The sequence below is a fragment of the Cupriavidus nantongensis genome, from assembly GCF_041726985.1.
Lineage (GTDB): Bacteria > Pseudomonadota > Gammaproteobacteria > Burkholderiales > Burkholderiaceae > Cupriavidus > Cupriavidus nantongensis_A.
Map to the genome: position 1 here is coordinate 1,531,432 of NZ_CP168303.1, position 25,527 is coordinate 1,556,958.

The following is a 25,527-nucleotide window of genomic DNA, read 5'->3' on the forward strand; positions in this document are numbered from 1 at the left end:
GTCTGGCGGCTAGCTGGCCGCGCCCGCCTGCAGCACCGCGCGGGCGCGCGCGATCAGCGCGGCGGTGGAGGCATCGTGCGCGCCGGTGGCGGTGCCGGCCAGTTCGGCCTCGATCGGCCGCGCCAGGATCTTGCCCAGCTCCACGCCCCACTGGTCGAACGAGTTGATGCGCCACACCACGCCCTGCACGAAGGTGCGGTGCTCGTACAGCGCAATCAGCGCGCCCAGCACATTGGGCGTCAGGTCTTCCATCAGCAGCGTGTTGCTGGGGCGGTTGCCGTCGAACACCATATGCGCGATGCGCACTTCATCCTTGAGCCCGGCGGCGCGCAGTTCGTCGGCGCTGCGCCCGCGCATCAGCGCCTCGGCCTGCGCAAAGCAGTTGGCCAGCAGCTTGGCATGATGGCCCGGCAGCCGGCGCGGCGGCACCAGCGGCGCGACGAAATCGACCGGCACTACCTGCGAACCCTGGTGGATCTGCTGGAAATAGGCGTGCTGGCCGTTGGTGCCGGCCGTGCCCCACACCACCGGCGAGGTATGCGTACGGACGGGCTGCCCGTCGAGCTGCACGGACTTGCCATTGCTCTCCATCTCCAGCTGCTGCAGGAAGGCGGGGAACAGCTCCAGCGAGGTGGAGTAAGGCGCCATGCAGCTGGTGGGCAGGTTCCAGAAGTTGCGGTACCAGATGCCCAGCATGCCGAGGATCACCGGCATGTTGCGCTCCAGCGGCGCGCTGCGGAAATGCTCGTCCATCGCGCGTCCGCCGGCGAGCAGGTCGGCAAAGGCATCGAAGCCCACCGCCAGCGTGATCGACAAACCGACCGACGACCACAGCGAAAAGCGACCGCCGATCCAGTCCCAGAACTCGAACATATTGGCCGGGTCGATGCCGAATTCACGCACCGCCTCGGTATTGGTCGAGACTGCGACGAAATGCTTGGCCAGGTCCTGCTCGGCCACCCCGTTCGCGACAAACCACGCGCGCGCGCTGCGCGCGTTGGCCATGGTCTCGAGCGTGGTGAAAGTCTTGGAGCAGACGATCACCAGCGTGCGCTGCGGATCCAGCCGCACCAGGGTCTCGGCCAGGTCGGTGCCGTCGACGTTGGAGACGAAGTGCATGCGCGGCGCGGTGTTGCCATCCGCATCGGCGAGATGCGACAGTGCCCGGCACACCATGCGCGGCCCCAGGTCGGAGCCGCCGATGCCGATGTTGATGACATCGGTGATGCGCTCGCCAGTCGCGCCCTTCCAGGCGCCGCTGCGCACGCGCCCGGAGAAGTCGCGCATGCGCGCCAGCACCTGCTGGATGGCCGGCACCACGGCTTCGCCGTCGACCTTGTAGCCGGCGCCGGCGGTGGCGCGCAGGGCCACGTGCAGGGCCGCGCGGTCTTCGGTGGTGTTGATATGCTCGCCCGCGAACATCGCGTCGCGACGGCGGGTAACGCCGGCCTCGGCCGCGAGCTGCATCAGCAGGCTCATGGTCTGCGCGGTGATGCGGTTCTTCGAGTAATCGAGATAGAGGCCGGCGGCCTTGAGCGAGCATTGCGCGACGCGCTGTGCGCCTTCGCGATCGAACCAGTCGCGCATCTGGGCGTCGCGAAGGGTGTCATGGTGCCGCAGCAGGGCGTTCCAGGCGTGAAGGTCAGTGGGCATGCAGGACTAGCGTGCAGGACTAGCGGGGTTGCGGGGCGCGAGCCGCGTGGCATTGCCGGCTTGCAAGACGGAGCGGTAAGTATATCGTCGCCGTTTGCAGCAGCGCGGCTCGCGGCGGCGTCATATCGTTACCACTTGCAACATAGCAGCGGTGGCGCCGCGCGGCTATCGGTCGTTGTCTGACGGAATGTGTGGCCAGCGCCGCGATTTACGGTCCCGCGGTGGTCAGCAACTGGTTGAATACGGCACGCGCCGGCGCATACAGTTCGCTCGCCGTGACGCCTGCCGGCCCCGTGCCCTGTTCGACCAGCACATCGGCGGCACGGCCGTGGATCCATACTGCCGCCTGCGCTGCGGCCAGCGGCGCCATGCCCTGCGCCAGCAGCGCGCCCAGCATGCCGGCCAGCACGTCGCCGGTGCCGGCGCTGGCCAGCGCTGCGTTGCCGGTCGGGTTCAGCGTCCACGGGCTGCCGTCGGGCGCGGCGATCACGCTGCCCGATCCCTTCAGCACCACCACCGCCTGCCATTGCGCGGCCAGCGCCGCGGCGGCCGCGGGGCGGTTGCGCTGGATCTCGGCCACCGGCACGCCCATCAGCCGCGCGGCTTCGAGCGGGTGCGGCGTCATCACGGTGGCTGCGCCACGCGTGGCCAGCGCACCCGCCAGGGCGGGATCGGCGGCCAGCAGGTTGAGCGCATCGGCATCCAGCACCAGCGGCTGCGTCGCGGCCTGCAGCAGCCGCGCGAAGTGCTGGCGGGCGTTGGCATCGGTGCCCATGCCCGGGCCGATCACCAGCGCCGACATCGTCGCCAGCGCCAGTGCGTCGAGCGCATGCAGCATCAGTTCCGGATGCAGCGGATCGAGCAGCGGTGCCGGCTGCGCCAGGAAGCCGATATGCACCTTGCCCGCGCCGAGCCATTGCGCCGCCCGTGCGCCGAGCAGCGGCGCGCCGGTCATGCCGAGGCTGCCGCCGATCACGGCCAGCGCGCCGTGCGTGCCCTTGTGGCTGGCGTGGCGGCGGCGCGGCAGCGCGGCACCGAACAGCGCAGGGCCGTTCACCAGGCCCTGCGGCGGTTCGTTGGGGGGGGAGTCCAGGCCGATCGGCGCGATCTCGACCGCGCCGGCGCAGTCGCGCCCGTCCAGCGTCAGCAGGCCGGGCTTGGCGGCAATGAAGGTCAGCGTGCGTTGAGCGCGCACGGCCGGCGCGCCCGCGCCGGTGTCGGCGGACAGGCCGCTGGGAATGTCCAGCGCAAACACCGGCAGCGCGGCGCGGTTGAGCTGGGCGATCCACCACCCCATGCGGCCGTCGGCGGGGCGGTTCAGGCCGATGCCCAGCAGCCCGTCGACGATCGCGGCGGTGCCGGCGGGCCAGTGCGCATCCTGCGCGGCATCGACGTCCGCCATCACGCTCGAGGGCACGCCCGCGGCCTGCGCCTGCTGCCACGCGGCGGCGGCATCGGCCGGCAGGCGCTGCGGATCGGCGGCGAGCCAGACCTGCACCGCGCGGCCGGCGCGGTGCAGCTGCGTGGCGGCGACCAGCGCATCGCCGCCGTTATTGCCGGGCCCCGCCAGGAACAGCAGCGGGCCGTCGGGCGCATGGCAGGCAAGCCAGCGCGCCGCCGCCGTGCCGGCGCGCGACATCAGCGTGAAAGCCGGCAGCTGCGCCAGCGCGGCATGCTCGAGGCGGCGGATCGCGGCGACGTCGTAGAGCGGCACGGGGGCCGGCGCGGCCGCATCGAGGGCAAGCCAGCCGGGTTCGTGGTCGGTGGGTGTGATGACGGTGGCGGCAGGGCGGGTCATGTCGGGCTTAATTGGCCGGCCCCAGCCCGTAGCGGTCGGGCAGCAGGCCTTCCATGTCGATGTCCGGACCGCCGCGGCCGGCGGAAGCGCCAGTGCTGGCGGCGATCTGGTCAGCCGCAATCTTGCCTGATCCGCAGCTCATCGCCCAGCCCGTCGAACCATGGCCCAGGTTCAGGAACAGGCCGGGCACCGCGGTGGGGCCGATCAGCGGCGGGCCGTCGGGCAACATCGGCCGGGCGCCGGCCCATTGCGTGGCCTCCTGGTAGTTGCCGGCGACCGGGAACCAGTCGCGCGCGACCTTGATCAGCGTGTTCAGCGCGGCGGGGCGCAGGTCGAGCCGGCGCGAGCCCAGCTCCGCCGTGCCGGCCACGCGCAACCGGTTGCCCATGCGCGTCATCGCGACCTTGTACGACTCGTCCATCAGCGCGCCCAGCGGGGCCTGCAGCTCGTCGCGGATCATCACCGTCACCGAATAGCCCTTGACCGGATACAGCGGCACGCGCAGGCCCAGCGGGCGCAGCAGCGCGGCGCTGTCGGCGCCGGCGGCGACCAGCACGCGCTCGGCACCGAGCACTTCCGCCGCGCCCTGGGTACCGGGTCCTGGCAGCTCGATCTCGAGCTTGCCGGCCGGGCCGGGCCGGATGCGCGTCACCTGCGTGTCGAAGCGGAACGACACGCCGGCGGCCTGCGCATGCCGCTGCAGCGCGCGCACGAACATCGGGCAGTTGCCGGATTCATCCTCGGGCAGGTGCAGCCCGCCGGCCAGCGGCGTGCCGGCGGCCAGGCCCGGTTCGATCTGGCGGCATTCGGCGGCGCTGACCAGCCGGTGGGGCACGTTGTTCTCGCGCAGCAGGGCGATGGCGGGCCCGGCCAGGTCCAGGTCGCGCGCGGTGCGGAACAGCTGCAGGTAGCCCTGAGACTGCTCGTAGTCGATCTCCAGCTCGCTGCGCAGCCGGTGCAGGCAGGCGCGGCTGTAGAAGGCCAGCCGCTGCATGCGCAGCTTGTTGGCGCGGTAGCGCTCAAGCCTGCATTCGCCCAGCCAGCGCGCGATCCAGCGCCACATGGCCGGATCGGCGGCGGGGCGGAACAGCACCGGCGCCTCGCGCGCGAACAGCGTGCGCAGGATCTTGCCGGGCATGCCCGGCGCGGCCCAGGGCGTGACGTAGCCGGGCGCGATCACGCCGGCATTGCCGAAGCTGGCTTCCTGCGCCGGCGCGCCGCGGCGCTCGAGCACGGTCACGTCGAAACCGGCCTGGCGCAGGTACCACGCGGAACAGACGCCGATCGCGCCGGCGCCGATCACGATCACATGCATCGGTCTACCTGACCTCCTGCTGCATGACCAGATCGGGCAGCCAGGTGACCACGCCGGGCCAGATCGTGACGATGGCAATCGCCACCACCATCATCATGAAGAACGGCAGCGAGACCCGCGCGATGTAGTTGCTGTCCTTGCCGGTCATGCTCTGCAAGACGAACAGGTTGAAGCCGACCGGCGGCGTGACCTCGGCAATCTCCACCAGCAGCACGATGAAGATGCCGAACCAGACCAGGTCGAAACCCGCCGCCTGCACCATCGGCAGCACCGTGGCGGTGGTCAGCGCGATCATCGAGATGCCGTCCAGCGCCGTGCCCAGCACGATGTAGATCACCGTCAGCACCGCGATCAGCGCCCACGGCGACAGCTGCAGCGCGGCCACCCACTCGGCCAGCGCGCGCGGGATGCCGGTAAAGCTCATGGTGACCGACAGGAACGAGGTCGCGCCCAGCACGAACATGATCATCGCGGTCAGGCGCGTGGCCGACATCAGGCTGTCCCAGAACGCCGCGCGCGTGAGCGAGCCGCCCGCCCACGCCAGCGCCAGCGACGCGACCACGCCATAGGCGGCGGCTTCGGTCGCGGTGGAGTAGCCGGTGACCATGATCGCGGTGATGAAGGCGATCAGCACGATGCACGGCAGCAGCTGCCGGATCGACGCCAGCCGCGCGCGCCAGTTGAAGTGCTCCGAGGCCGGGGTCTTGTCCGGGTTGGCCAGCGCCCAGACCACGATATAGCCCGAGAACAGCAGCATCAGCAGCAGCCCCGGGATAAAGCCGGCCAGGAACACGCGGATGATCGACACATCTGCCGACACCGCGTACACCACCATCGTGATCGACGGCGGGATCAGGATGCCGAGCGTGCCGGCGCACGACAGCGAGCCCAGCGTGATGCGCTCGTCGTAGCCGCGCCGCGTGAGTTCGGGCAGCGCCGACTTGGCGATGGTGGCGCAGGTGGCCGCCGACGAACCCGACACCGAGCCGAAGATGCCGCAGCCCAGGATGTTGACGTGCATCAGCCGCCCGGGCAGCCAGCTCAGCCATGGCGACAACCCGCTGAACATCTGCTCCGACAGCCGGGTGCGGAACAGGATCTCGCCCATCCAGACGAACAGCGGCAGCGACGCCAGCGTGTACGAGGCGCTCGACGACCACCACGCGTTGGCCAGGCTGACCAGCGCCTCGCGGTCAGAGAACACCACCAGCCCCACCCACGACGTGACCGCGATGGCCACGGGAATCCACGCGCCCAGGGCGAGGAAGACGATCAGCACCAGCAGCAGGATCAGTGCAACCACGACCGTGCTCATCAGACCGTCTCCCCGAAGTCGCCGGCGGCCAGCTTGGCTTCCTGGGCCAGCTGGTAGCGCGGCTTCTGCCGCCGCACCACGCGCAGCCATTCATCCGCGACCGCCAGCAGGAACCCCGCGCAGCCCAGCACCGCGAAACTCTGCGGTATCCACAACGGAATCACGATCTGGCCCTGCGAGACATCGCCGATCTCCCAGCTCTGCCAGGCAAAGGAGCCCAGCGCCCAGGTTGCATAGGCGGCGAACACCAGGCAGACGGTCAGCGAGACCAGCTCCAGCAGCCAGCGCCGGCGCGGGCCGAGCGCCGACAGCAGCATCTCCACGCGCACGATGCCGCCATGCTGGAAGGTCTGGCCGAGCACCAGGAAGGCGGAGGCGGCGCACAGCCAGGCCACGATATCGTCGCCGCCCTTGAAGATCACCGAGGTTTCGCGCGACAGCGACATCAGGATCATGATCACGCAGACGGCGAGAATGCACAGCGCGCCGAGCGCGGCGAACAGGTCCAGCACGCGGTCTAGCCAGCGCTTGGAGGAGGGGGCAGTGGGCATGGTGGGCGGCGCAGGGAAAGGATGGACTTCCTGCAACGCAGCCGGCGCGGCCGCGATGCAGGGCGCTGGAGTCGGTGGGCCCGCGGGCTTACTTGCGGTAGGCGTCGAGGATGGCCTTGCCGTCGGCGCCCGCGCTCTTGGCCCAGTCGTCGACCATGGTCTGGCCAAGCTTCTGCATGTCGGCCTTGAGCTGCGGCGACGGCTGCTGCACCGTCATGCCGTTCCTGGCGAGCGTGGCCAGGTATTCCTTGGTCTTCTGCTCCGACACCTGCCAGCCGCGCTTCTCGGCGTCGGCGACGGCCTTGAGCAGCGCGTCCTGGGTGGGTTTGTCGAGCGCGGCGAAGGCCTTCTTGCTGACCACCAGCATGTTCTTGGGCAGCCAGGCATCGACCGCATAGAAGTACTTCACGCTCTCCCACACCTTGGTGTCGACGCCGGTCGCGCCTGACGACATGAAGGAGTTGACGGTGCCGGTTGCCAGCGCCTGCGCCAGGTCGGCGGCCTGGATCGTGACCGGCTGCGCCCCGACCAGTTCGGCGATGCGCGAGGTGGCGGGATTGTAGGCGCGCCACTTCAGGCCTTTCATGTCGGCGGCCGAGTTGATCGGCTTGTTGGCGTAGATGCCCTGCGGCGGCCAGGCCACCGCGTACAGCAGTTTCAGTCCCTGCTTGTCCAGCACCTTCTCGGTGACCGGACGCGAGGCCTGCCACAGCTTGTAGGCATCGGCATAGCTGGTGGCCAGGAACGGCACCGCGTCGACGCCGAATACCGGGTTCTCGTTGGCCAGCAGCGACATCAGGATTTCGCCCATCTGCACCTGGCCGGTCTGCACGCCGCGCTTGATCTCGTTGGCCTTGAGCAGCGACCCGTTCGGATGCAGCACGATCTTGAGCTTGCCGCCGGTGGCCTTGTCGACATCGCTGGCCATCTGCTGCAGATTCTCGGTGTGCAGGTTGGCGACGGGGTAGCCGGTGGGCAGGTCCCACTTGGTGTCCGCCTGTGCCGCCACGGCGGCCAGCATCAGCGTGGCCGCGATCATTGCCTTGACTCGCATCTCGATCTCTCCTGGTGTGCGCGCGGGGGCGCGGTTGTACAGCGGGTTGCGTACTACCTGGTGCCACGCGCAGGCCTGGCTCCGGCCGGGCGCGGGGCGCAAGATCAACGGCGCGGCGGCGGGCTCAGTCGTCGCGCGGTGAGGGCTGCACGATGCGTTCCAATGCAAGCGCCGTGCCGAGCAGGGCGGCGTCGCGCATCGGCCCGTGCGACAGCATCAGCCCCACCGGCAGCTCGTCCGGCGCGTGGCAGGGCATGGACAGCGAGCAGCCGTCGAAGAAATTGAAGGCGGAGGTATTGCGCAACAGCAGGGCATTGACGCGGAAGAAGTGCGCGTCATCGGTGCGCAGCGGCCCGATCTCGGGCGCCACCATCGGCACGGTGGGGCAGACCACCGCGTCGAAGCCGGCCAGCCGGGCTTCCATGCGTGCGATCCAGTCCAGCCGCGCGCGGCCCAGGTCGATATAGTCGGCGGCGCTGATGCCGGCGCCGCGGTCGATGCGCGACGCCACGCGTGCATCGTAGCGGTCGCGGCGGGCCGCCAGCAGGTGGCGGTGGATGGCATAGGCCTCGGCCGCGCTGAAGCCGCCGTGCGCGTTCAGCGCGGCGAGTTCGCCGAGTTCTGGCAGGTCGACATGCTCAAGCCGCACGCCGGCGGCCGACAGCCGGCCCAGCGCGCGATCGAAGGCGCGCGCCACCACCGGGTCGAGATCGTCCAGCAGCAGCTGGCGCGGGATCGCCAGCCGCGTGGCGGCGGGGTCGGTCACGCGCGGCAGCACCGCGCTGTCGGCGATCACGCTGTCCACCGCGATGCAGTCGCTGACCGTGCGCGCCATGGCGCAGGCGGTGTCCAGCGTATACGACAGCGGAAAGGCCCCGGCCAGCGGCACGCGCCGCGCGGTGGGCTTGAAGCCGGTGATGCCGCACAGCGCCGCCGGGATGCGGATCGAGCCGCCGGTATCGCTGCCGAGCGCGGCCACCGCCAGCCCCAGCGCCACCGACACCGCGGCGCCCGACGACGATCCGCCCGGGATGCGCGCGGCGCCATCGGTGCCGGCCGGATTGGCGGGCGTGCCGTAATGGGGATTGATGCCCACGCCCGAGAACGCGAACTCGGTCATGTTGGTGCGCCCGACCAGCGCCGCCCCGGCAGCGCGCAGCCGCGCCACCACGGCGGCGTCGGCGGCGGCCGGCGCGGCATCGGCGCGCACCAGCGAGGCGGCGCGGGTGACTTCGCCGGCCACGTCATACAGGTCCTTGACCGAGACCGGCAGGCCCGCCAGCGGATGCAGCGCCTTGCCGGCGCGGCTGGCGGCGTCGGCGGCGCGCGCCACCTGCGCGGCGGCCTCGAAGGTGCTGTGCAGGAACACGGCCTCGGCCGCCGGCGTGGCCGCCCGGGCCGCGGCCTGCTCGACGATCTGCGCGCGGCTGGTGGCGCCGTCCCGCAGGCCGGCGTTGAGGGTATCGAGGTCGGGAAGCATCGATGGCATGGGGTCTGCTAAGGTGTTGCGATAAGCGTTGGGCGCGCGCGGGTGGGGGCGGGCAACGCCATGGACCCGGCCTGCAGCGCCGCCGGCGCGCAGCCCGGGAACCTCAAGGGTAGCAAGAAGGTCCGCCAGGCGACAGATAGGGATGGCCTCTATGGGACGGCGCGCAGGCCGCTGGTATCCCGGGCTACGCGGCGCGCGGCAAACATAGCTCGAACTCGGTGCCGGCCGCATCCGAGCGGGCCGCGATCGAGCCGTGGTGGGCCTTGGCGATTTCGCTCGCGATATACAGGCCAAGGCCCAGCCCGGGGGCGTTCTTGTTGTGCGGATCCTGGCCTCGCCTGAGCGGGTCGAAGATCTGCCCCAGGGTCTGCGGATCGATGGGCGGACCGCTGTTCCAGACCGCGACCCGGACTTCCGCATCGTGTCCGGTGACGGCAACGCGGACCGGCGCGTCCGCGGCGCCGTACGTGACCGCATTGGTCACCAGGTTGGAAAGCAGTTGCTGCAGCCGCAGGCCGTCCCAGACGCCAAGCAAGTCGCCATGGGCAGCAAACTCGATGCGGTGGGCCGGGTGGGCGGCGCGCAACTGGTCCACGGCATCGCCAAATACCTGCGCCAGGTCGATGCGGGTGGGCGTGATGTTGATGCCGAGGCCGAGCTTGGTCCGGTTGAAATCGCACAGGTCATCCAGCAGCGAATTCATGCGGGCGCCACTGCGGATGAGCCGCGCCGCGGCTTCCGAGACCTTCTCCCCCGCATTCAGCGCCGCCAGGAAGCGAGCCGTGGCCTGGATGGTCTGCAGCGGGCTGCGCATGTCGTGCCCGAGCATGCCCAGCAGCAGGTTGCGCGCCTGTTCGACCTGCGCATCGAAGAGGCCTACCGATTCCGCGACGGCCTGGTCGATGGCCTCGTTGAAACGCATCATGTCGTCCAGGTCGGGCAGGTCCGGATGGCAGGCGTCGATCCACAGGCGCAGCACGCTGGCGCGCAGGGCCCGGTATTCGCCGACCATCTGGTTGATGTTGAAGCCATGGCGTGCCCGCAGCAGGGCGTGGGTCTGGGCTGCGGTCTCCGGCGCATCGGCCAGGCGCGGAGCGCGCCCCATCGACTTTTCGCGCTGGGCGTGGCGGGTTTGCGGTGTCGACAGATCCCTGGCCACGGCCTGCAGGATCTGCAGCGCGTGATCGCGCAAGGCAAGTGAATCCAGGCGTCGTGCGGCAGGCACCAGGGTGCCGGCAAACGCCTCCCATTCCGTCAGGATGCGCGTCATGTCGCGCAAGATGAAATCAGCAAGTCGCATGTCTGCTCCGGCGGGATCGGGCGAGCCCATCAATGCACGCGGGTGGATGCCATCTTACGCTGATTGCCGGGGCGTCCCGTGAAAGGCGGCTCAGCCCGGAGGTTCCCCGGGGCTGCCGACGGCCACGCGCAGGCGTACGCCACCGTCGTGGCGATGGATATGCAACTCGCCGTTCTCGTGCCTGGCCTGTGCCCATCCCGCCGAGATCGCCGCCTCGAGCGTCGCAAACCGCAGCGGCCGGGAAAAGCTCTCGGAGTCCAGCGCCCAGCCAGAGTCGACCGGCTTAACGCGAATGATTCGCGCTTGCATATTGCCTCCCAGGTCAGGGGCAAAAAACAGGGGCAAAAAAACGCCCGCTACATCTGCGGGCGGTCGAAAAAGCCGAATGGGTGAACGCATTCGACAGTGCGATATTGCCGCGCCATGTTCGCCATAGCATAGCCCTACTCAAGCGGTAGCGTGGCGCAAATGCATCACGCCTTGATATTTCAGGCCGGTTCCGCACGGTAGGCCGACCAGTAGTAGTGGCTGTGCCGGTTATGGCGCGCGAGCTTCTTCACGATAAAGAGCCGGACCGTGCCGAGATGGCCGGCTTCGACCAGCACCTCATGGTGGTTGGGCGCGTCCGCCGTCGCGCGCGGCAGCGTCTGCAGCGCGCCGGCGACATGGTGGCCTTGCACCTGCGCCAGTATGCCGTTCGCCCCCGGCACCGGATACGCGGGCGTTGCGGCCGGAAGGTGGCAGCTTGCCGCCCGTTTGCTGTTGCCCATGCCTACCTCCGCCCGGGCACGATGCGCACGCCGTCCCGGCAGACTTCGATCTGGGGCTGGTGGCCATAGGCGCGCAGCAGCCGCACATCGCTCCTGGCGGAAGCCGGAATGTCCTGGCGGCAGGCCAGCGCGCCGCGGCTGATGTGGAAGGCGCCGCAGCCGGGGCAGAGGTAGAGATAGCCGCGTGGCGCGGCGCGCGTGCGCTCGGCAGCAGCGCCGCAAAGGGGGCAGTTTGCAGGTTCGGGCGACATGGGGGGCTCGGATCGATACTGTATGGATATACAGTATAGCGTCTTCGGCTGGTATGGGAAGAGTCCGAAACGCGGTGACGCCTGTCCCGCTACCCAGCCCCGGTGGCGCCGCCCGAAATGTCGTTTTATTCGTGGTAATTCACCGATAAACTGTCAGGCCAGAGGCGCGCGCGCCGGGTCGATCCGGCGAAAGCTGGTACCCCGAACGCCGTCAACGCCGCCCTCCATCGAAAGGAATCGTTCCCCATGTCACGCAAGCCAGCCGAAAGCGCGCCCGCCGCCGCAGTCGCCGCAGCCGCCGCGGTCGCCGATACCCCTGCCGGCAGGCCAGCCACCGCACTGTCGCGCGCCGCCGGCGCGAATATCGTGTCGTCGTCGCACCTGGTGTCGGTGCGCAGTCCTGAGCTGTCGGAATTCGAGTTCGGCCTGAACACCGCCTACAACGCCTACAGCCGCTGGGTGGTGCGCTGCATGGGTGCCGCCGGCGTGCGCGACCTGACCTTTCTGGACGTGCTGGTGCTGCACCACGTCAACCACCGTGGCCGTCCCAAGCGGCTGGCCGATATCTGCTTCGTGCTCAACGTGGAAGACACGCACCTGGTCACCTATGCGCTGAAGAAGCTGCAGGGGCTGGGGCTGGTGAGCGGGGAGCGGGTGGGCAAGGAGGCGACGTACTCGACCACCGAGGCTGGCGCCGAGGCGTGTTCGCGCTACCGCGAGATCCGCGAGCAATGCCTGACCAGCAATTTCACCGCGGGCAGCGAAGAGAATGCCGAGATCGGCGAACTGGCCCGGCTGATGCGGGTATTGACCGGGCTGTACGAGCAGGCGGCGCGGTCGGCGACGTCACTCTGACCCGTTCATTGCGCGCAAGTGATGCATAAGCATTATCACGATCCGTGCTGACACAGCGCGGCCGTGATGTCGCAGTGCAAAAAGCGGGGCCCGGCAAGGTACAATAGCGGTTTCCCGCCAGCCGGCACCCCATGCAGCGGTGCCGGCCAAGCTGCAGCCCCTACCTCTACGCCTCCCGACCGCTACGATCATGGCGCATTTCTCATGCTTCCCCGGCGCTTTGGCGCTCTCCGCCTTCCGTCAGCAACGCCTGCTCACCGCTCTCCGGCAAATCGACGCCGATATCGAGTCGGTGCACGGCCAGTTCCTGCATTTCGTCGATGCGCAGACGCCGCTGTCGGCCGACGACCAGTCGCGCGTGGCGGCGCTGCTGACCTATGGCGCACCGTTCGCCGAGCAGCCGGAGGGCGACCGCTTCGTGGTGATCCCACGCTTCGGCACGATCTCGCCGTGGGCCAGCAAGGCCACCGATATCGCCCACAACTGCGGCCTGACGCATATCCACCGCATCGAGCGCGGCATCGAGATCACCGTCGTTTGCAAGAAGGGCCTGCTGCGCGGGCGCAAGTCGCTGGATGCCGACACCCGCGCCGCCGTCGCCGCGCACCTGTTCGACCGCATGACCGAGACCGTGGTCGCGTCGCGTGACGATGCCGCCGGCTTGTTCCAGGAACTGCCGGCCAAGCCGCTGCGCTTTATCGACATCTCCGCCGGCCGCAGCGCGCTGGCCGCGGCCAACGTCGAGATGGGCCTGGCGCTGTCCGAGGACGAGATCGACTACCTGGTCGACGCCTACGCGAAGCTGGAGCGCAATCCGACCGACGTCGAGCTGATGATGTTCGCGCAGGCCAACAGCGAACACTGCCGCCACAAGATCTTCAACGCCACCTGGACCATCGACGGCGTGCAGCAGGACAAGTCGCTGTTCGCGATGATCCGCAACACGCACCAGCTCAATCCGCAGGGCTCGATCGTGGCCTACTCGGACAACTCGGCGGTGATGGAAGGCGACGTGGCCGAGCGCTGGTTCCCGCGCGGCGACGACCACAAGTACGGCCGCCACGAGGCGCTGACGCACACGCTGATGAAGGTCGAGACGCACAACCACCCGACTGCGATCTCGCCGTTCCCGGGCGCCTCCACCGGCGCCGGCGGCGAAATCCGCGACGAGGGCGCGACCGGCCGCGGCGCCAAGCCCAAGGCCGGCCTGACCGGCTTCACGGTGTCCAACCTGATGCTGCCCGACGCCGTCGAATCCTGGGAAAACGACCGCGACGCGGCCCAGCCGGTGGCGCACCGCAACCCCGACCACAAGCCCGGCGTGACCGGCAAGCCGGACCGCATCGCCTCGCCGCTGCAGATCATGATCGACGGCCCGCTCGGCGGCGCCGCCTTCAACAATGAATTCGGCCGCGCCAACCTGGGCGGCTACTTCCGCGTCTACGAGCAGAACGTCGGCGGCACCGTGCGCGGCTACCACAAGCCGATCATGATCGCGGGCGGCATCGGCAATATCGACGCCTCGCACACGCACAAGAACCCGCTGCCGGCCGGCACGCTGCTGATCCAGCTGGGCGGCCCGGGCATGCGCATCGGCATGGGCGGCGGCGCCGCCAGCTCGATGGCGACCGGCACCAACACCGCCGACCTGGACTTCGACTCGGTCCAGCGCGGCAACCCCGAGATGGAGCGCCGCGCGCAGGAAGTGATCAACGCCTGCTGGCAGCTCGGCGACGCCAACCCGATCCTGTCGATCCACGACGTCGGCGCGGGCGGCATCTCCAACGCCTTCCCGGAACTGGTCGACGGCGCCGGCCGCGGCGCGCGCTTCGACCTGCGCCAGGTACACCTGGAAGAGTCCGGCCTGTCGCCGGCGGAAATCTGGTGCAACGAGTCGCAGGAGCGCTATGTGCTGGCGATCGCGCCAGACAGCTTCCCGCAGTTCCAGGCCATGTGCGAGCGCGAGCGTTCGCCGTTCGCCGTGGTCGGCATCGCCACCGAAGAGAAGCAGCTGCAGCTGGTCGACGCCAGCGTCGATGCCGCGCTCAAGGAACACTACGCCGTCAACATGCCGATGGACGTGCTGCTGGGCAAGCCGCCGCGCATGCACCGCGACGTCAAGCGCGTCGAGCAGCCGCTGCCGGCCGTCGACGTGACCGGCATCAGCCTGGAGCAGGCGGTGCGCGACGTGCTGCGCCACCCGACCGTGGCCAGCAAGTCGTTCCTGATCAGCATCGGCGACCGCACCGTGGGCGGCATGAACGCGCGCGACCAGATGGTCGGCCCGTGGCAGGTGCCGGTGGCCGACGTGGCCGTGACCACGCTGGACTACAAGGGCAGCGCCGGCGAGGCGATGACCATGGGCGAGCGCACCCCGCTGGCCGTGATCGACGCGCCCGCATCGGGCCGCATGGCCATTGGTGAGGCGCTCACCAACCTGGCCGCGGCACCGGTCAAGGACCTGGGCAAGGTCAAGCTGTCGGCCAACTGGATGGCGGCCTGCGGCGTCGAAGGCGAGGACGCGAAGCTGTACGACACCGTGCATGCCGTCGGCATGGAGCTGTGCCCGGCGCTGGGCATCAGCATCCCGGTCGGCAAGGATTCGCTGTCGATGCGCACCAAGTGGCAGGACCAGGGCGTCGACAAGGAAGTGGTGGCGCCGGTATCGCTGATCATCTCGGCCTTTGCCGCGGTGGACGACGTGAACCGCACGCTGACGCCGCAGCTGCGCACCGACGCTGGCGACACCGTGCTGATCGCCATCGACCTGGGCCGCGGCAAGAACCGCATGGCCGGCAGCATCCTGGCGCAGGTGACGCAGCAGGTTGGCGACAGCGCCCCCGACGTCGACAACGCCGAAGACCTGAAAAACTTCTTCAACGTGATCCAGCGCCTGAACCGGGACGGCAAGCTGCTGGCCTACCACGACCGTTCCGACGGCGGCTTCATGGCGGCGCTGGCCGAGATGGCCTTTGCAGGCCATTGCGGCATCTCGCTCAACGTCGACATGCTGGCGCTCGATCCGCAGCAGGAGCAGGACTACGGCGATGCCAAGAACTGGGCCCAGCAGATCGCCGAGCGCCGCAACGACCAGACCCTGCGCGCGCTGTTCTCCGAAGAATTGGGCGCGGTGGTGCAGGTGCGCATGGAAGACCGCGACGCCGTGTTCGCGGTGCTGCGCGAAGCCGGCCTGTCGGCATGCAGCCACGTGGTGGGCAAGCCCAACACCTCCGACCAGGTCGAGATCTACCGTGACGCGAAGAAGGTGTTCGGCGCCTCGCGCACCGACCTGCAGCGCAACTGGAGCGAAGTCAGCTGGCGCATCGCGCGCCTGCGCGACAACCCGGCCTGCGCCGACAGCGAATACGACCGCCTGCTCGACGCCGCCGACCCCGGCATCAGCCCGGTGCTGACCTTTGATCCGGCCGAAGACATCGCCGCGCCGTTCGTCGCCACGGGCGCGCGTCCGCGCGTGGCGATCCTGCGCGAGCAGGGCGTCAACTCGCAGATCGAGATGGCGTACAGCATGGACCGCGCCGGCTTCGACACCCACGACGTCCACATGAGCGACCTGATCGCCGGCCGCGCCAACCTGGCCGACTTCCAGGGCTTCGTCGCGTGCGGCGGCTTCAGCTACGGCGACGTGCTGGGCGCGGGCGAGGGCTGGGCCAAGACCATCCTGTTCAACGCGCAGATGGCCGAGCAGTTCGCCGCCTTCTTCAACCGCCAGGACACCTTCGCGCTGGGCGTGTGCAACGGCTGCCAGATGATGAGCAACCTGGCCCCGATCATCCCGGGCGCGGGCGCCTGGCCCAAGTTCACGCGCAACCAGTCGGAGCAGTACGAGGCGCGCTATGTCACGGTCGAGGTGCAGTCGTCGCCGTCGATCTTCTTCGCCGGCATGGAAGGCAGCCGCATCCCCATCGTGGTCGCTCACGGCGAAGGGTTTGCCGACTTCTCGCAGCAGGGCAATATCGACCAGGCCCATGTGGCGCTGCGCTTTGTCGACAACTACGGCGCGGTCACGCAGACCTATCCGCTCAACCCGAACGGCTCGCCGGACGGCATCACCTCGGTGACCACCGTCGACGGCCGCTTCACCGTGCTGATGCCGCACCCCGAGCGCGTGTTCCGTGCCGCGACCATGAGCTGGGCGCCGGATGCGTGGAAGCAGGTCGCAGACGGTGGCAGCCCGTGGATGCGGATGTTCCGCAATGCGAGGAAGTGGGTGGGGTAAGGCTCCGGCGGCTGATGTAGAACAGTCCAGCCAGAAGCCACCGGCAGCGCCGGTGGCTTTTTTGCTTCCGGGCCTGCGCTTTGCGCCTGCGTAGCGCGGCAGCAAGTCCCCACTTGAGCCACGAAACCGGCGTCAGGCTGCGGCCGCGCCTCGCGGCCTCGAACTCCAGGCCACATACGCAAACGTCAGCATCCGCGCGCCCTCATATCCGCGCGCAGGCACCAGCGCGCCGCTGGCCAGTCGATAGGCCACGACCGCATGCAAGGTCTTTTCCGGGGAATACCGATCCCGCAAGGGAAGGTGGGGATGGAGCCGGCGCCAGCCGGGGGCGGCGCCGTCCAGGGTGGTCCAGGCCAGTGCGCAATAGCACAGGCCGCGGGACGAGAGATGCCAGAGCTGCCAGTAGCGGCCGGTCGTCTGCACGCGCTGCATCCTGAAGGGCTGCAGGGCCGGCGGGGCGACCGGCCCGCGGCTTACTGGATCTTGGCCTTGTCCTTCAGGGCCTTCATCATGGCCTGGAACTGCTCGCGCTGCCAGTTCTGGTCGCCCATCAGCATCTGCGTCAGCTGCGGCTTCACTTCTTCGAACGACGGGATCTTGGCGTCGCGCACGTCGACCAGTTCGATGATGTGCCAGCCGAACTGGGTCTTGACCGGGGTGTCGGTCATCTGGCCCTTCTTCAGGCCGGTCATCGCCGCCGAGAACTCGGGCACGTAGCTGCTGCTGTTGGCCCAGTCCAGGTCGCCGCCGTTGGCGGCCGAGCCCGGGTCCTTCGACGCGGCCTTGGCCTGGTCCTCGAACTTGGCGCCGCCCTTGATCTTGGCGATGATGGCCTTGGCGTCGGCTTCCTTTTCCACCAGGATATGGCGGGCATGGTATTCCTTGCCGTTGCCGAACTGCGACTTGATCTTGTCGTATTGCTTGCGCAGCTCGGCGTCGCTGGCGCCGTGGGTCTTGACGTAGTCTTCGAACACCGCGCCGGCCAGCACGTTCAGGCGGGCCTGTTCCAGTTGCTCCTGCACGTCGTCGCGCTGGGTCAGGCCGCGCTTGTTGGCTTCCTGCACGAGCAGTTCGCGGTCGATCAGCATGTTGCGGGCGCGCGTGCGCAGCTCCGGGCTGTCGGGCTGGCCGGTGCCGGCGATCAACTTGTCCAGCTTTGCCGACGGAATGGCCTTGCCATTCACGACGGCGGCATTCTGGGCGATGGCCGGCAGGCTGCCGGCAGCAAGCACAGCCGCCAGGCTGAACGAGAGGACGGTGGTCTTCATGGAATCAGGTCTGAGAGTTGCTGGAAGAATCGCGTGAGAGTGCGAGGGATTGTGCGCGTGATTGGTACTCTTGGTCGGTGAACGCAGTCACGGCGAGGGCGTGGATCTGCGTGGGGAACAGACCGCGCAGCGCATCATACACCATGCGGTGTCGGGCAACCCGGTTGTGACCCGCAAAGCGCTCGCTGACGATTGTCACGTCGTAATGTCCGCCGCCGGACGCGGCGCCGGCGTGTCCGGCATGCAGCGCGCTGTCGTCGCGCACGGCCAGGTGGCTGGGGGCGAGCGCTGCGCGCAGCATTGCCTCGATCGTAGCGGGATCGGCTGCCATCAATGGTGTCCTTCGGTTGGTGGGGACGGAACGGGGCGGGGCGCCGCTTTCAGTCCCGGGTGTTTTCCGGCATGTGGCGCGACAGCCAGACGCTTTGCGCGACGATGAAGACCAGCATCAGCCCCATGCTGCCGAACAGCTTGAAGTTGACCCAGGCCTCGGTCGAGAACTGGTAGGCGACGTACAGGTTGAGCACGCCCATGGCGGCGAAGAAGCCGGCCCACGCGAGATTCAGCCGCGCCCACACGGGGTCCGGCAGCGACATCTGCTTTTCCATCATGGCGCGGATCAGGTTCTTGCGCCACACCAGCACCGAACCCAGCAGCGCGGCCGCGAACAGCCAGTACAGCACGGTCGGCTTCCACTTGATGAAGGTCTCGTTGTGCAGCACCAGCGTGGCGCCGCCGAAGACCGCGATGATCAGCAGGCTGACCCACTGCATCGGCTCGACCTTGCGGTGGCGGAACCAGACCCAGCCGATCTGCACCACCGTAGCGGCGATGGCCACCGCGGTGGCGGTGTAGATGTCGGCCAGCTTGAATGCGGCAAAGAAAAGGATGACCGGGAACAGGTCGAACAGGAATTTCATGCGGGTCCAGGTTGGATGCCCGGCGTCTTGGCCGGGCAGTTCAGGCGTCAGGGCTGCGGGTCGCGTTTGGGCGCGTCGCCAGCGTGGGCATCATCCGCCGCACGTTGAGCCGGGTCGCGATCGTCGAATTTTAGCGCAGCCGAGTTGATGCAATAGCGCAGGCCGGTCGGGGCGGGCCCATCCTCGAACACGTGGCCCAGGTGGCTGCCGCATTCCTTGCAGCGGACTTCGATGCGCGTCATGCCGTGGCTATGGTCGACATGCTCGGCGATTACCTCGCCGTTGATCGGGCGGAAATAGCTGGGCCAGCCGCAGCCCGCATCGAACTTGGTGGCCGATTCGAACAGCGGCGTGCCGCACCCCACGCAGTGGTAGATGCCCTGGTCCCAGTGGTCCCAGTAGCGGCCGGTGAAGGGGCGCTCGGTGGCGGCCTCGCGGGTTACGCGGTATTCAATGTCGGAGAGTTGTGCACGCCACTCGGCGTCGGTCTTGGTGGTGGTCATGGTTGTCCTCGCGGTGTTCCCTGGAGTGGATGGCCGGTCAGGCGCAGTGGTCAAGAGGAGCAGCTGACTTCCAGCCCCGCGGCCCAGTCCGGCGGCAGCGCCGCGTAGTGCCCGGCCTCGGGCTGTTCGTCGAACGGGCGCGACAGCACTGCCAGCAGCCGGTCCACCTCGCTGAAGTCCTTGTCCTCGCGCGCACGGCGGATGGCGGTCTCGGCCAGGTGGTTGCGCAGCACGTATTTGGGGTTGACCGCCAGCATTTCCAGTTCGCGGGCGGCATCGTGCGATTGCTCGGCGCGCAGGCGCACGCGGTAGTCGGCCACCCATGCGTCGAAGGCGGCGCGGTCGAGGAACAGGTCGCGCACCGGCGCGTCGCGCGAGGCATCGGTGGACGAAATGCCGCACAACTTGCGCCAGAACAGCGTGTAGTCGACGCGCTGGCCGTGCAGCAGCTGGAACAGGCTGGTCAGCAGCGGCTCGTCGGCCTTGTCATCGCCGCCGGCGGGCGGCCGCAGGCCCAGCTTGGCGCGGTAGTGGCGGAAGAACGCCGCGGCGTAGCGGTCGCGGAACGGATCCAGCGCGGCGCGCGCGGCTTCCACCGCTGCGTCGCGCGCGCCTTCCTGGTCGGCGCTCTCTGGCGGCAGCCACAGCGGCAGCAGCGCCTGCGCCAGGCAGTGCAGGTTCCAGAACGCCACCTGCGGTTGCTGGCTGTAGGCGTAGCGGCCCTGGGTGTCGGAGTGGTTGCAGATATGGTTGGCGTCGAACGCGTCGAGGAAGCCGAACGGACCGTAATCGATGGTCAGGCCCAGGATCGACATATTGTCGGTGTTCATCACGCCGTGGCAGAAACCCACCGCCTGCCAGTGCGCGATCAGGTCGGCGGTGCGCAGCGAGACCTCGCGCAGCAATGCCTGGTACGGCTGGCTGTCGTCGCGGCAGGCGGGCATGAAGTTGTCGATGACGAAATCCGCCAGCTTGCGCAGCGCGGCCACGTCGTCGTGCGCGGCGAAATGCTCGAAATGCCCGAAGCGTATGAAGGTGGGCGACAGCCGGGTCACGACCGCGGCGGTCTCGATAGTCTCGCGCCGCACCGGCGCGTCGGAGCCCATGATCGACAGTGCGCGCGTGGTCGGCACGCCCAGCGCGGCCATTGCCTCCGAGCACAGGTACTCGCGGATCGACGAGCGCAGCACCGCGCGCCCGTCGGCCATGCGCGAATAGGGCGTCAGGCCCGCGCCCTTGAGCTGGATTTCCCAGGGGCCGGTGTCGGTCTGCGCCTGCGCCAGGCGGATGGCGCGGCCGTCGCCGAGCTGGCCGGCCCAGACCCCGAACTGGTGCCCGGAATAGACCGTCGCCAGCGGATCGGCCCAGTCCGGCACCTGGTTGCCGATGAAGGTGTCGATGAAGTCTTGCCGGCTGCCGACGCTGGCATCCCAGCCCAATAGCGCTGCGGCCGCCGGCGCCACGCTGACCAGGTATGGCGACGGCAGCGGCGTCGGACGTAGGCGCGTGAAGAACTGCGGGCCCAGTTCGGCAAAGCCGGGCGCGGTCGGGAATGGCAGTGGCAGCGTCGCCGGCGTGGCGGTATCGGCAACGGCTTGCGGAGCGTGCGGCGGGGGCGTGTCTGGCATCGCGTAGAGGCGCTCGGGCGCCATGTGGCAGTGCGCTTTCGGTGCGCTCGGCGCGGCGCCGCGGCACGCGTCTGAGGCGGTGCGGCGCGGCATGCGCAAGGCACGAAAATGCGATGGTGGCTAGGGAAAACGACATGTTGAGGTGCAACATGCCACGCAGTATTGTACGTCCTCAACGGTACCAGACCGCGGCACCAGACTGCGCCCGGCCTGGACATGCCGCCATGCACCGCAAGGTTATTTCCTGCCTTCAATTAGCCCATGAATCCGGTGCATGGACTTCCGCAGAATTGCGGCCCCGACGACAGCAGGCGACGACAGTACGGCAGTGCACGACCGGATCGGCTCCTTGCCGATGCCATACATGCGAACGACCGTCCAAAAATAGTACGGTTGTTCGTTTTTCGGTGGAACAGAACAGTATTCAGGAGGCAGGTTCATGGCATTGATGGGTCAAATGATGAGCGCACCGCTGCTCATTTCCTCCATCATCAAACACGCCGCGCGTTATTACGGCAGCACCGAGATCGTCTCGCGGCGCACGGAGGGCGACCTGCATCGCTATACGTACCGCGATTGCGAGCTGCGTGCGCGCAAGCTGGCGCAGGCGCTCGGCGCGCTCGGCGTGAAGCAGGGCGAGCGTGTCGGCACGCTGGCCTGGAACGGCTACCGCCACCTGGAGGTCTACTACGGCGTGTCCGGCATGGGCGCCGTCTGCCATACCGTCAATCCGCGCCTGTTCCCCGAGCAGATTGCCTATATCGTCAACCACGCGGAAGACGGCTATATCTTTTTCGACCTGACCTTCCTGCCGCTGGTGGAAGGCGTGGCGCCGCATTGCCCCAACGTCAAAGGCTGGGTGGCGATGACCGACCGCGCGCACATGCCGGCCGAAGCCAAGGTGCCGCTGCTGTGCTACGAGGAATTGCTCGACGCCCAGGACGGCAACTACGAATGGCCGCAGTTCGACGAGAACCTTGCATCGAGCCTGTGCTACACCTCGGGCACCACCGGCAATCCGAAGGGCGCGCTGTATTCGCACCGCTCCACGGTGCTGCACTCCTACGCGTCGGCCATGCCGGATGCGCTGGGCTGCTCGGCCAGCGACGTGATCCTGCCGGTGGTGCCGATGTTCCACGTCAATGCCTGGGGCCTGCCGTATTCGGTGCCGCTGGTCGGCGCCAAGCTGGTGCTGCCGGGGCCCAAGCTCGACGGCGCCTCGCTCTATGAGCTGTTCGAGCAGGAAAAGGTGACCTTCTCCGCCGGCGTGCCGACGGTGTGGCTTGGCCTGCTGCAGCACGTGCAGGCCAACCAGCTGAAGTTCTCCACCTTCCGCCGCACCGTGATCGGCGGCTCGGCCGCGCCGCCGGCGATGATCCGCGCGCTCGAGGCGCTGGACGTTGAGGTGATCCACGCCTGGGGCATGACCGAGATGTCGCCGCTGGGTACCGCAAGCAAGCTGCTGGCCAAGCACCACGACCTGCCCGATGCCGAGCGCCACAAGATCCAGGAGAAGCAGGGCCGCGTGATCTACGGCGTCGACATGAAGATCATCGACGGCGAGGGCAAGGAACTGCCGTGGGACGGCAAGGCCTTCGGCGACCTGCTGGTGCGCGGGCCGTGGATCATCGACCGCTATTTCCGCAATGACGTCAGCCCGCTGGTCGACGGCTGGTTCCCCACCGGCGATGTCGCCACCATCGATGCCGACGGCTTCATGCAGATCACCGACCGTAGCAAGGACGTGATCAAGTCCGGCGGCGAATGGATTTCGTCGATCGATATCGAGAACGTCGCCGCCGCGCATCCGGCGGTGCACATGGCGGCCTGCATCTCCGCCTACCACCCAAAGTGGGACGAGCGCCCGCTGCTGGTGGTGGTGAAGAAGCCCGGCGCCGAAGTCACCCGCGAGGAGTTGCTGCAGTTCTTCGAAGGCAAGGTCGCCAAGTGGTGGATTCCGGACGACGTGGCCTTTGTCAACGAGATTCCGCTGACGGCCACCGGCAAGATGCAGAAGCTGCGGCTGCGCGAGCAGTTCAAGGACTACAAGCTGCCGACTGCCTGAGGCCGGCAGGCCAGCATCCGGTGCGCCGGCCAGCTTGCGGCACGGCGTTGCCGGGGCCGGCCGCGCGGCGCGAACAGGAGGGCGCCACGCGGCTGGCCGCATCGACGACATCGAACGACAAGCCACGACAAGAGTGAAGGAGACAGGTATGACGAAAATGCGTCCGCTGGTGGCCGGTGTGGCCATGTTTGCCGCACTGGGTTCTGCGCTGGTTTCGGGATCCGCGCTCGCGGATACGGTGAAGATCGCCTTTATCGATCCGCTCTCGGGCCTGATGGCCCCGGTTGGCCAGAACCAGCTCAAGAGCTGGCAGTACGTGGCCGATGTCGCCAACCAGAAGGGCTGGGCCGGTCCGCACAAGTTCGAGGTGGTGGGCTTCGACAACAAGCTGTCGCCGCAGGAAAGCCTGACCATCCTCAAGCAGGCGATCGACCAGGGCATTCGCTACATCGTGCAGGGCAACGGCTCGTCGGTCGGCCTGGCGCTGCAGGATGCGGTGGCCAAGCACAACGAGCGCAACCCCGGCAAGGAGATCGTCTACCTGAACTACGCCGCGGTCGATCCGGACATGACCAATGCCAAGTGCAACTACTGGCATTTCCGCCTGGATGCCAACTCGGACATGAAGATGGAGGCGCTGACCACCTTCCTGGCCAAGGACCCGAACGTCAAGAAGGTCTACCTGATCAACCAGAACTACTCGTTCGGCCACCAGGTGGCGCGCGCCGCCAAGGACTACCTTAAGCGCAAGCGTCCGGACATCCAGATCGTCGGCGAAGACCTGCATCCGCTGGCGCAGGTCAAGGACTTCGCGCCGTACGCGGCCAAGATCAAGGCCTCCGGCGCCGATACCGTGATCACCGGCAACTGGGGCAGCGACCTCGCGCTGCTGATCAAGGCCGGCAAGGACGCCGGCCTGACCACCAACTACTACACCTACTACGCCGGCACCACCGGCGTGCCGACGGCGATGGGCGCGGCCGGCGCCGAGCACGTCAAGTACGTGGGCTACTACAACCCCAACAACAAGGGCTTCCGCGGCGCCGACATCATCGAGGGCTACAAGAAGAAGTACAACGACGACTTCTACGTGATGGCCTCGTACACCGGCATTGCCATGCTCAGCAAGGCGATGAAGGACGCCAACTCGACCGACCCGGTCAAGGTGGCCAAGGCGCTGGAAGGCATCAAGGTCGACAGCATGAACGGCACGGTCGAGATGCGCAACACCGACCACCAGGCGCAGCAGCCGCTGGTGGTGGCCACCTGGACCAAGGTCGACGGCAAGGAAGTCAAGTACGACCAGGAAAACACCGGCTACGGCTGGAAGACCAACGCGCTGATGGACCAGTACGTGTCGGCCCAGCCGACCTCGTGCCAGATGAAGCGGCCGGGCTGATCTGGCGACCGCGCGGACACGCTGACAAAGTGGCCGCGCGGCCTGCATACTTCCGGTCTTTCCGGCCGACATTCCGGTCTTTTTCCAGACCATAACGGGGAGTGTCCGGGGGCGATGTCCGCCCCCGGCGGAGGCGCTCACCCTCGATCGACCCGGACGGCTGCCGCCGTGCGCGCGCATGGCGGCACCAGCTTGAAGGACATGCTGTGGAATTCTTCGTCATCTCACTGCTGAACGGCATCAGCTACGGGCTGCTGCTGTTCATGCTGTCGTCGGGCCTCACGCTGATCTTCAGCATGATGGGCGTGCTCAACTTTGCCCATGCCAGCTTCTACATGCTGGGCGCATACTTTGCCTACACCATCGCCAGCAAGATCGGCTTCTGGCCGGCGCTGATCTTCGCGCCGCTGCTGGTAGCCGGCGCGGGCGCGCTGGTGGAGCGCTTCGGCCTGCGCACGGTGCACAAGTACGGCCACGTGGCCGAGCTGCTGTTCACCTTCGGCCTGGCCTACCTGATCGAGGAGGGCGTCAAGCTGGTGTGGGGCCTGGCGGCGGTGCCGTACCGGATTCCCGCCGAACTCGACGGGCCGCTGTTCACGGTGTTCACCTCGTCGTTCCCGAAGTACCGCGCCTTCATGATGCTGGTGTCGCTGGGCATGCTGGTGGCGATCTACCTGGTGCTGACGCGCACCCGCATCGGGCTGGTGATCCAGGCCGCGCTGACCCATCCCGAGATGGTCGAGGCGCTGGGCCACAACGTGCCGCGCGTCTTCATGATGGTGTTCGGCGGCGGCGCCGCGCTGGCGGGGCTGGCCGGGGTGATCGGCGGCAATGCCTTCGTCACCGAGCCGTCGATGGCCGCGGCGGTGGGCTCGATCGTGTTCGTGGTGGCGGTGGTGGGCGGCATGGGGTCGCTGGTGGGCGCGTTCATCGCGTCGATCCTGATCGGCGTGCTGCAGACCTTTGCGGTCACCATCGACGCCTCGCTGGCGGGCCTGATGACCAGCCTGGGGCTGGCGGTCAGCGAGGCCACGCCGTTCTATTCGCTGTGGAAGCTGACGGTGGCCCAGGTGGCGCCGGTGCTGCCGTACCTGCTGCTGGTGGTGATGCTGATCTTCCGCCCGCGTGGACTGATGGGAACCCGGGAGAGCTGAGG

The 25,527-nt window shown here is 68.2% G+C and carries 22 protein-coding genes; 5 read left to right on the top strand and 17 right to left on the bottom strand.

Translation table 11 applies throughout. From position 1 onward, the window contains the following. Positions 1 to 9: 9 nt before the first annotated feature. From pgi to ACEI37_RS18440, 11 genes are all read right to left on the bottom strand, one after another. Positions 10 to 1,653: a glucose-6-phosphate isomerase gene (gene pgi, locus ACEI37_RS18390; protein ID WP_373380094.1), complete on the bottom strand. Its 1,644-nt coding sequence runs from the start codon at positions 1,651 to 1,653 to the stop codon at positions 10 to 12. Between the two features lie 208 nt (positions 1,654 to 1,861). Next, positions 1,862 to 3,451 carry an NAD(P)H-hydrate dehydratase gene (locus ACEI37_RS18395; RefSeq protein ID WP_373380095.1) on the bottom strand — a complete coding sequence of 530 codons (1,590 nt, stop codon included), beginning with the start codon at positions 3,449 to 3,451 and terminating at the stop codon, positions 1,862 to 1,864. Between the two features lie 7 nt (positions 3,452 to 3,458). Then, positions 3,459 to 4,766, bottom strand: a complete 1,308-nt coding sequence (locus ACEI37_RS18400; protein WP_373380096.1) for a D-amino acid dehydrogenase — start codon at positions 4,764 to 4,766, stop codon at positions 3,459 to 3,461. 4 nt (positions 4,767 to 4,770) lie between these two features. Further along, positions 4,771 to 6,081 (bottom strand): TRAP transporter large permease, encoded by a 1,311-nt coding sequence (locus ACEI37_RS18405; RefSeq protein ID WP_373380097.1) that lies wholly within the window; start codon positions 6,079 to 6,081, stop codon positions 4,771 to 4,773. After that, entirely contained in the window at positions 6,081 to 6,632 is a 552-nt protein-coding gene (locus ACEI37_RS18410) for a TRAP transporter small permease subunit (RefSeq protein WP_373380098.1), read from the bottom strand. The genes ACEI37_RS18405 and ACEI37_RS18410 overlap by 1 nt, the downstream gene beginning before the upstream one ends. 88 nt (positions 6,633 to 6,720) lie before the next feature. Then, complete coding sequence (locus ACEI37_RS18415) at positions 6,721 to 7,686, bottom strand: TRAP transporter substrate-binding protein (RefSeq protein WP_373380099.1); 966 nt, start codon at positions 7,684 to 7,686, stop codon at positions 6,721 to 6,723. A gap of 124 nt (positions 7,687 to 7,810) precedes the next feature. After that, positions 7,811 to 9,175, bottom strand: a complete 1,365-nt coding sequence (locus tag ACEI37_RS18420) for an amidase (RefSeq protein ID WP_373380100.1) — start codon at positions 9,173 to 9,175, stop codon at positions 7,811 to 7,813. Between the two features lie 184 nt (positions 9,176 to 9,359). Further along, positions 9,360 to 10,475, bottom strand: coding sequence for an ATP-binding protein (locus ACEI37_RS18425; protein ID WP_373380101.1), 1,116 nt, complete (start codon positions 10,473 to 10,475; stop codon positions 9,360 to 9,362). 90 nt (positions 10,476 to 10,565) lie between these two features. Next, a complete protein-coding gene (locus tag ACEI37_RS18430; RefSeq protein WP_373380102.1) occupies positions 10,566 to 10,784 on the bottom strand; it encodes a DUF2188 domain-containing protein in 219 nt (72 codons plus the stop codon). A 179-nt stretch (positions 10,785 to 10,963) separates the two neighbouring features. Further along, positions 10,964 to 11,245: a hypothetical protein gene (locus ACEI37_RS18435; RefSeq protein WP_373380103.1), complete on the bottom strand. Its 282-nt coding sequence runs from the start codon at positions 11,243 to 11,245 to the stop codon at positions 10,964 to 10,966. A 2-nt stretch (positions 11,246 to 11,247) separates the two neighbouring features. Next, positions 11,248 to 11,496: a hypothetical protein gene (locus ACEI37_RS18440; protein WP_373380104.1), complete on the bottom strand. Its 249-nt coding sequence runs from the start codon at positions 11,494 to 11,496 to the stop codon at positions 11,248 to 11,250. A gap of 246 nt (positions 11,497 to 11,742) precedes the next feature. Between ACEI37_RS18440 and ACEI37_RS18445 the strand changes: the two genes are divergently transcribed. Together ACEI37_RS18445 and purL are read left to right on the top strand one after the other, a co-directional pair. Then, positions 11,743 to 12,351 carry a winged helix DNA-binding protein gene (locus tag ACEI37_RS18445; RefSeq protein ID WP_373380105.1) on the top strand — a complete coding sequence of 203 codons (609 nt, stop codon included), beginning with the start codon at positions 11,743 to 11,745 and terminating at the stop codon, positions 12,349 to 12,351. A 190-nt stretch (positions 12,352 to 12,541) separates the two neighbouring features. Continuing rightward, a complete protein-coding gene (gene purL / locus ACEI37_RS18450) occupies positions 12,542 to 16,588 on the top strand; it encodes a phosphoribosylformylglycinamidine synthase (protein ID WP_373380106.1) in 4,047 nt (1,348 codons plus the stop codon). Positions 16,589 to 16,720: 132 nt separating this feature from the next. Here the strand turns inward: purL and ACEI37_RS18455 are convergent, their stop codons facing one another. Genes ACEI37_RS18455 through ACEI37_RS18480 form a run of 6 tightly spaced genes read right to left on the bottom strand, consistent with a single transcriptional unit; the run spans position 16,721 to position 20,907 of the window. Beyond that, positions 16,721 to 17,020: a hypothetical protein gene (locus ACEI37_RS18455; RefSeq protein ID WP_373380107.1), complete on the bottom strand. Its 300-nt coding sequence runs from the start codon at positions 17,018 to 17,020 to the stop codon at positions 16,721 to 16,723. A 41-nt stretch (positions 17,021 to 17,061) separates the two neighbouring features. Then, positions 17,062 to 17,856: a peptidylprolyl isomerase gene (locus tag ACEI37_RS18460; protein WP_062799127.1), complete on the bottom strand. Its 795-nt coding sequence runs from the start codon at positions 17,854 to 17,856 to the stop codon at positions 17,062 to 17,064. A gap of 4 nt (positions 17,857 to 17,860) precedes the next feature. Beyond that, positions 17,861 to 18,187, bottom strand: coding sequence for a BolA family transcriptional regulator (locus ACEI37_RS18465; RefSeq protein WP_092316451.1), 327 nt, complete (start codon positions 18,185 to 18,187; stop codon positions 17,861 to 17,863). A gap of 49 nt (positions 18,188 to 18,236) precedes the next feature. After that, positions 18,237 to 18,776, bottom strand: a complete 540-nt coding sequence (locus ACEI37_RS18470; protein WP_373380108.1) for a septation protein A — start codon at positions 18,774 to 18,776, stop codon at positions 18,237 to 18,239. Positions 18,777 to 18,823: 47 nt separating this feature from the next. Continuing rightward, a complete protein-coding gene (gene msrB, locus ACEI37_RS18475; protein ID WP_227312063.1) occupies positions 18,824 to 19,279 on the bottom strand; it encodes a peptide-methionine (R)-S-oxide reductase MsrB in 456 nt (151 codons plus the stop codon). Between the two features lie 50 nt (positions 19,280 to 19,329). Next, positions 19,330 to 20,907 (bottom strand): YdiU family protein, encoded by a 1,578-nt coding sequence (locus tag ACEI37_RS18480; RefSeq protein WP_373380109.1) that lies wholly within the window; start codon positions 20,905 to 20,907, stop codon positions 19,330 to 19,332. Positions 20,908 to 21,346: 439 nt separating this feature from the next. On the opposite strand from ACEI37_RS18480, the gene ACEI37_RS18485 reads away from it, so the two are divergent. The 3 genes from ACEI37_RS18485 to ACEI37_RS18495 all read left to right on the top strand — a co-directional run bounded on the left by ACEI37_RS18485 (position 21,347) and on the right by ACEI37_RS18495 (position 25,525). Then, positions 21,347 to 22,972 carry a 3-(methylthio)propionyl-CoA ligase gene (locus tag ACEI37_RS18485; RefSeq protein WP_373380110.1) on the top strand — a complete coding sequence of 542 codons (1,626 nt, stop codon included), beginning with the start codon at positions 21,347 to 21,349 and terminating at the stop codon, positions 22,970 to 22,972. A gap of 148 nt (positions 22,973 to 23,120) precedes the next feature. Next, positions 23,121 to 24,371 carry a branched-chain amino acid ABC transporter substrate-binding protein gene (locus tag ACEI37_RS18490; protein ID WP_373380111.1) on the top strand — a complete coding sequence of 417 codons (1,251 nt, stop codon included), beginning with the start codon at positions 23,121 to 23,123 and terminating at the stop codon, positions 24,369 to 24,371. A gap of 206 nt (positions 24,372 to 24,577) precedes the next feature. Then, entirely contained in the window at positions 24,578 to 25,525 is a 948-nt protein-coding gene (locus ACEI37_RS18495) for a branched-chain amino acid ABC transporter permease (RefSeq protein ID WP_062799143.1), read from the top strand. Positions 25,526 to 25,527: the final 2 nt, after the last annotated feature.

Coding starts and splice junctions, on each gene's coding strand:
- purL (WP_373380106.1), top strand. CDS start 12,542: ATGGCGCATTTCTCATGCTTCCCCGGCGCTTTGGCGCTCTCCGCCTTC.
- ACEI37_RS18465 (WP_092316451.1), bottom strand. CDS start 18,187: ATGGCAGCCGATCCCGCTACGATCGAGGCAATGCTGCGCGCAGCGCTC.
- ACEI37_RS18420 (WP_373380100.1), bottom strand. CDS start 9,175: ATGCCATCGATGCTTCCCGACCTCGATACCCTCAACGCCGGCCTGCGG.
- ACEI37_RS18415 (WP_373380099.1), bottom strand. CDS start 7,686: ATGCGAGTCAAGGCAATGATCGCGGCCACGCTGATGCTGGCCGCCGTG.
- ACEI37_RS18425 (WP_373380101.1), bottom strand. CDS start 10,475: ATGCGACTTGCTGATTTCATCTTGCGCGACATGACGCGCATCCTGACG.
- ACEI37_RS18485 (WP_373380110.1), top strand. CDS start 21,347: ATGGCATTGATGGGTCAAATGATGAGCGCACCGCTGCTCATTTCCTCC.
- ACEI37_RS18490 (WP_373380111.1), top strand. CDS start 23,121: ATGACGAAAATGCGTCCGCTGGTGGCCGGTGTGGCCATGTTTGCCGCA.
- ACEI37_RS18480 (WP_373380109.1), bottom strand. CDS start 20,907: ATGCCAGACACGCCCCCGCCGCACGCTCCGCAAGCCGTTGCCGATACC.
- ACEI37_RS18440 (WP_373380104.1), bottom strand. CDS start 11,496: ATGTCGCCCGAACCTGCAAACTGCCCCCTTTGCGGCGCTGCTGCCGAG.
- msrB (WP_227312063.1), bottom strand. CDS start 19,279: ATGACCACCACCAAGACCGACGCCGAGTGGCGTGCACAACTCTCCGAC.
- ACEI37_RS18435 (WP_373380103.1), bottom strand. CDS start 11,245: ATGGGCAACAGCAAACGGGCGGCAAGCTGCCACCTTCCGGCCGCAACG.
- ACEI37_RS18470 (WP_373380108.1), bottom strand. CDS start 18,776: ATGAAATTCCTGTTCGACCTGTTCCCGGTCATCCTTTTCTTTGCCGCA.
- ACEI37_RS18445 (WP_373380105.1), top strand. CDS start 11,743: ATGTCACGCAAGCCAGCCGAAAGCGCGCCCGCCGCCGCAGTCGCCGCA.
- ACEI37_RS18395 (WP_373380095.1), bottom strand. CDS start 3,451: ATGACCCGCCCTGCCGCCACCGTCATCACACCCACCGACCACGAACCC.
- ACEI37_RS18400 (WP_373380096.1), bottom strand. CDS start 4,766: ATGCATGTGATCGTGATCGGCGCCGGCGCGATCGGCGTCTGTTCCGCG.
- ACEI37_RS18410 (WP_373380098.1), bottom strand. CDS start 6,632: ATGCCCACTGCCCCCTCCTCCAAGCGCTGGCTAGACCGCGTGCTGGAC.
- ACEI37_RS18460 (WP_062799127.1), bottom strand. CDS start 17,856: ATGAAGACCACCGTCCTCTCGTTCAGCCTGGCGGCTGTGCTTGCTGCC.
- pgi (WP_373380094.1), bottom strand. CDS start 1,653: ATGCCCACTGACCTTCACGCCTGGAACGCCCTGCTGCGGCACCATGAC.
- ACEI37_RS18455 (WP_373380107.1), bottom strand. CDS start 17,020: ATGCAGCGCGTGCAGACGACCGGCCGCTACTGGCAGCTCTGGCATCTC.
- ACEI37_RS18405 (WP_373380097.1), bottom strand. CDS start 6,081: ATGAGCACGGTCGTGGTTGCACTGATCCTGCTGCTGGTGCTGATCGTC.
- ACEI37_RS18430 (WP_373380102.1), bottom strand. CDS start 10,784: ATGCAAGCGCGAATCATTCGCGTTAAGCCGGTCGACTCTGGCTGGGCG.